This window comes from Psychrobacter sp. AOP3-A1-26, assembly GCF_052378235.1.
Taxonomy (GTDB): Bacteria; Pseudomonadota; Gammaproteobacteria; order Pseudomonadales; family Moraxellaceae; genus Psychrobacter.
In genome coordinates this window covers 1-5,578 of sequence record NZ_JBQSXN010000121.1, presented here as the reverse complement: position 1 = coordinate 5,578, position 5,578 = coordinate 1, and the positions used below count along the sequence as shown (strand labels likewise).

Genomic DNA, 5,578 nt, shown 5'->3' with positions numbered 1-5,578 from the left:
GAATAGAGAGCTGACGATGACCTACTCTCACATGGCCGGAGCCACACTACCATTGGCGCGATGATGTTTCACTTCTGAGTTCGGTAAGGGATCAGGTGGTGCCATCATGCTATTGTCGTCAGCAAAGGGGGTTAGATATGAGTCTGTTTGGGTGACTTATCATCCTACTTGAGAAGAATCAAGGTTATAGGTGATATCGAAATAATTGGCTGTCTTGATACAAAACCACTTGGGTGTTGTATGGTCAAGCCAAACGAGCAATTAGTACAGGTTAGCTACACACATCGCTGTGCTTCCACACCCTGCCTATCAACGTCCTAGTCTTGAACGGCTCTTTAGGGAAATCTAATCTTGAGGTGGGCTTCCCGCTTAGATGCTTTCAGCGGTTATCCCATCCGAACGTAGCTACCGGGCAATGCCATTGGCATGACAACCCGAACACCAGCGGTTCGTCCACTCTGGTCCTCTCGTACTAGGAGCAGATCCTCTCAAATTTCCAACGCCCACGGTAGATAGGGACCGAACTGTCTCACGACGTTCTAAACCCAGCTCGCGTACCTCTTTAAATGGCGAACAGCCATACCCTTAGGACCTGCTTCAGCCCTAGGATGAGATGAGCCGACATCGAGGTGCCAAACACCGCCGTCGATATGAACTCTTGGGCGGTATCAGCCTGTTATCCCCAGAGTACCTTTTATCCGTTGAGCGATGGCCCTTCCATACAGAACCACCGGATCACTAAGACCTACTTTCGTACCTGCTCGACTTGTGGGTCTCGCAGTTAAGCGCGCTTTTGCCTTTATACTCTATGAACGATTTCCGACCGTTCTGAGCGCACCTTCGTACTCCTCCGTTACTCTTTAGGAGGAGACCGCCCCAGTCAAACTACCCACCATACATTGTCCTCGGTATTGTTATACCTGAGTTAGAACCCCAACATGACCAGGGTGGTATTTCAAGATTGGCTCCACCAAGACTAGCGTCTCGGCTTCAAAGCCTCCCACCTATCCTGCACAAGTCAGGTCAAAGTTCAATGTAAAGCTGTAGTAAAGGTTCACGGGGTCTTTCCGTCTAGCCGCGGGTACACAGCATCTTCACTGCGATTTCGATTTCACTGAGTCTCTGCTGGAGACAGCGCTGCCATCATTATGTCATTCGTGCAGGTCGGAACTTACCCGACAAGGAATTTCGCTACCTTAGGACCGTTATAGTTACGGCCGCCGTTTACTGGGGCTTCGATCAAGAGCTTCGCTTACGCTAACCCCATCAATTAACCTTCCAGCACCGGGCAGACATCACACCCTATACGTCCACTTTCGTGTTTGCAGAGTGCTGTGTTTTTAATAAACAGTTGCAGCAGCCTGGTATCTGCGACTGCCAATAGCTTACGGAGCAAGTCCTTCACCATCAGCAGCGTACCTTCTCCCGAAGTTACGGTACCATTTTGCCTAGTTCCTTCAGCAGAGTTCTCTCAAGCGCCTTGGTATTCTCTACCTGATCACCTGTGTCGGTTTAGGGTACGATTCGTTTATGACTATTGCTTAGAAGCTTTTCCTGGAAGCATGGTATTTGCCACTTCGTCCTACAAGTAGGACTTGCTATCAGATCTCGGTATAAAACAGCCCGGATTTACCTAAGCTGTAAACCTACATCCTTCCACTCAGACAACCATCGCTGAGCTGGCATAACCTTCTCCGTCCCTCCATCGCATCATAAACAAGTATCAGAATATTAACTGATTTCCCATCGACTACGCCTTTCGGCCTCGCCTTAGGGGTCGACTCACCCAGCCCCGATTAACGTTGGACTGGAACCCTTGATCTTCCGGCGTGCGAGCTTTTCACTCGCATTATCGTTACTCACGTCAGCATTCGCTCTTGTGATACCTCCAGCATGCTTTACAACACACCTTCACAGGCTTACACAACGCTCCCCTACCACTTGAAAACAAATTCAAATCCGCAGCTTCGGCTCCTAGTTTGAGCCCCGTTACATCTTCCGCGCGGGCCGACTCGACTAGTGAGCTATTACGCTTTCTTTAAAGGATGGCTGCTTCTAAGCCAACCTCCTAGCTGTCTATGCCTTCCCACCTCGTTTCCCACTTAACTAGGAATTTGGGGCCTTAGCTGGCGGTCTGGGTTGTTTCCCTCTCCACAATGGACGTTAGCACCCACTGTGTGTCTCCCGGATATCACTCATCGGTATTCGGAGTTTGCATCGGTTTGGTAAGTCGGTATGACCCCCTAGCCGAAACAGTGCTCTACCCCCAATGGTGTTCGTCCGAGGCGCTACCTAAATAGCTTTCGGGGAGAACCAGCTATCACCGAGTTTGATTAGCCTTTCACCCCTATCCACAAGTCATCCCCTGGCTTTTCAACGACAGTGGGTTCGGTCCTCCGGTGCCTGTTACGGCACTTTCAACCTGCTCATGGATAGATCACTCGGTTTCGGGTCTATACCCTGCAACTAAACGCCCTATTAAGACTCGGTTTCCCTACGGCTCCCCTAAATGGTTAACCTTGCTACAGAATATAAGTCGCTGACCCATTATACAAAAGGTACGCGGTCACCCTAATAAATTAAGGCTCCCACTGCTTGTACGCACACGGTTTCAGGTTCTATTTCACTCCCCTCACAGGGGTTCTTTTCGCCTTTCCCTCACGGTACTGGTTCACTATCGGTCAGTCAGGAGTATTTAGCCTTGGAGGATGGTCCCCCCATCTTCAAACAGGATTTCTCGTGCCCCGCTCTACTTAATATGTTAACGCTAATGTTTCGAATACAGGACTATCACCTACTACGGTCAGCTTTCCCACGCTGTTCTTCTACATTAGCACTAATCGGCTTCTCCCCGTTCGCTCGCCGCTACTAGGGGAATCTCAATTGATGTCTCTTCCTAAGGGTACTGAGATGTTTCACTTCCCCTCGTTCGCTTCTTGTACAAGTACAAGATACCTAGCTTATGCTAGGTGGGTTTCCCCATTCAGAAATCTCCGGATCACAGGATATTGCCGCCTCCCCGAAGCTTATCGCAGGCTGTCACGTCTTTCATCGCCTCTGACTGCCAAGGCATCCACCATGTGCGCTTAATTACTTGACCATACAACCCCAAAGGGTCTTTGTCAGCAATTATAACGATATCACCTATGTTTACGCTTGATTCAGTTCTCTTTACTTTTTTAATAACTCACTACTGGGATAACAACTGATGTCGTTAAATAGTGAGTTATTAAGGTTAGGAACAACGCGTGAACACGTGTTCCTAACCCAGACTCATATCTATGTTTTTAAATAGTTCCTATGCTCTCGTCGAGTCATAAGTTCTGTATAAAACAGAAGTAAATAATCAGCAATGATCACTTAATTCTATTTGATACCTATCTATTTATTCGCACTTAAAGCTTACTACCGTCTATAGTGGTGGAGCCAAACGGAGTCGAACCGTTGACCTCCTGCGTGCAAGGCAGGCGCTCTACCAACTGAGCTATGGCCCCATGTAATAAATGGTGGGTCTAGGTGGACTTGAACCACCGACCCCCGCGTTATCAACACGGTGCTCTAACCAGCTGAGCTACAGACCCTAATACGTTCGTTATAAACGTAAGCTTAAACTAAAGAACAACTTGTTGTGAATTCTTGCTGACCGAATGCCATCTATAAGGAGGTGATCCAGCCGCAGGTTCCCCTACGGCTACCTTGTTACGACTTCACCCCAGTCATCAACCACACCGTGGTGAACGCCTCCCCGAAGGTTAAGCTATCCACTTCTGGTGCAATCAACTCCCATGGTGTGACGGGCGGTGTGTACAAGGCCCGGGAACGTATTCACCGCGGCATTCTGATCCGCGATTACTAGCGATTCCTACTTCATGGAGTCGAGTTGCAGACTCCAATCTGGACTACGATAGGCTTTTTGAGATTCGCATCACATCGCTGTGTAGCTGCCCTCTGTACCTACCATTGTAGCACGTGTGTAGCCCTGGTCGTAAGGGCCATGATGACTTGACGTCGTCCCCGCCTTCCTCCAGTTTGTCACTGGCAGTATCCTTAGAGTTCCCGGCTTAACCCGCTGGTAACTAAGGACAAGGGTTGCGCTCGTTACGGGACTTAACCCAACATCTCACGACACGAGCTGACGACAGCCATGCAGCACCTGTATTCTAATTCCCGAAGGCACTCCCGCATCTCTGCAGGATTCTAGATATGTCAAGACCAGGTAAGGTTCTTCGCGTTGCATCGAATTAAACCACATGCTCCACCGCTTGTGCGGGCCCCCGTCAATTCATTTGAGTTTTAACCTTGCGGCCGTACTCCCCAGGCGGTCTACTTATTGCGTTAGCTGCGTCACTAAGTCCTCAAGGGACCCAACGACTAGTAGACATCGTTTACGGCGTGGACTACCAGGGTATCTAATCCTGTTTGCTACCCACGCTTTCGAGCCTCAGTGTCAGTATGATGCCAGAAGGCTGCCTTCGCCATCGGTATTCCTCCAGATCTCTACGCATTTCACCGCTACACCTGGAATTCTACCTTCCTCTCACCTACTCTAGCTCAACAGTATCAGATGCAGTTCCCAGGTTAAGCCCGGGGATTTCACATCTGACTTATCAAGCCACCTACGCTCGCTTTACGCCCAGTAATTCCGATTAACGCTTGCACCCTCTGTATTACCGCGGCTGCTGGCACAGAGTTAGCCGGTGCTTATTCTGCAGCTAATGTCATCGTCCGTGGGTATTAATCACGGAGTCTTCTTCACTGCTTAAAGTGCTTTACAACCAAAAGGCCTTCTTCACACACGCGGCATGGCTGGATCAGGGTTGCCCCCATTGTCCAATATTCCCCACTGCTGCCTCCCGTAGGAGTCCGGGCCGTGTCTCAGTCCCGGTGTGGCTGATCATCCTCTCAGACCAGCTACAGATCGTCGCCATGGTAGGCCTTTACCCCACCATCTAGCTAATCCGACTTAGGCTCATCTAATAGCGAGAGCAGTAAACTGCCCCCTTTCTCCCGTAGGTCGTATGCGGTATTAATTCGAGTTTCCCCGAGCTATCCCCCACTACTAGGTAGATTCCTAAGTGTTACTCACCCGTCCGCCGCTCGACGCCTGATAGCAAGCTATCATCGTTTCCGCTCGACTTGCATGTGTTAAGCCTGCCGCCAGCGTTCAATCTGAGCCATGATCAAACTCTTCAGTTTAATCTTGCTATGAAGCTCTTTAAAGAAGCTTCTAAACTTGGCTCATCTAATCTGGCAAAATCGCTAAAAATTATGTTCGTAATGAATTAACTTTGAGTTTTTCTGCTGTCTTAAATGATAATTTTTATAGTTAGAATTGATTCCGAAAAGAAATCAAAACCAACTTTATTTTTTAGCATTCTGAATCAGCAAAAATCCACACAAGTTGTTCTTTAGTTATGCTTTTAAATAGTGTCTCATCTCTGTCGTCCAGTAGATGATTTATCTGGTATTGCTTGTTGCTAGTCGGTTAAGTTAATAACTTATCCTATCTAGCCGACTATCATATCATAATGATTTGGTTTGTCAAGCTTTTTTATAATTTGTTTCAATGAGTTAGCTG

2 tRNA genes and 3 rRNA genes are annotated in these 5,578 nt (G+C 48.4%); all 5 read right to left on the bottom strand.

Annotated features, from left to right (window positions below):
* Positions 1-8: 8 nt before the first annotated feature.
* Positions 9-123, bottom strand: a 5S ribosomal RNA gene (gene rrf, locus ACT3TU_RS13350).
* A 117-nt stretch (positions 124-240) separates the two neighbouring features.
* Positions 241-3,100 (bottom strand): 23S ribosomal RNA (locus ACT3TU_RS13345).
* 318 nt (positions 3,101-3,418) lie between these two features.
* Positions 3,419-3,494 (bottom strand) — tRNA-Ala (locus ACT3TU_RS13340).
* Between the two features lie 10 nt (positions 3,495-3,504).
* Positions 3,505-3,581: transfer RNA gene (locus ACT3TU_RS13335), tRNA-Ile, on the bottom strand.
* Positions 3,582-3,657: 76 nt separating this feature from the next.
* Positions 3,658-5,196, bottom strand: a 16S ribosomal RNA gene (locus ACT3TU_RS13330).
* Together the 16S, 23S and 5S rRNA genes with 2 tRNA genes alongside form the textbook arrangement of a ribosomal RNA operon.
* Between the last annotated feature and the right edge of the window lie 382 nt (positions 5,197-5,578).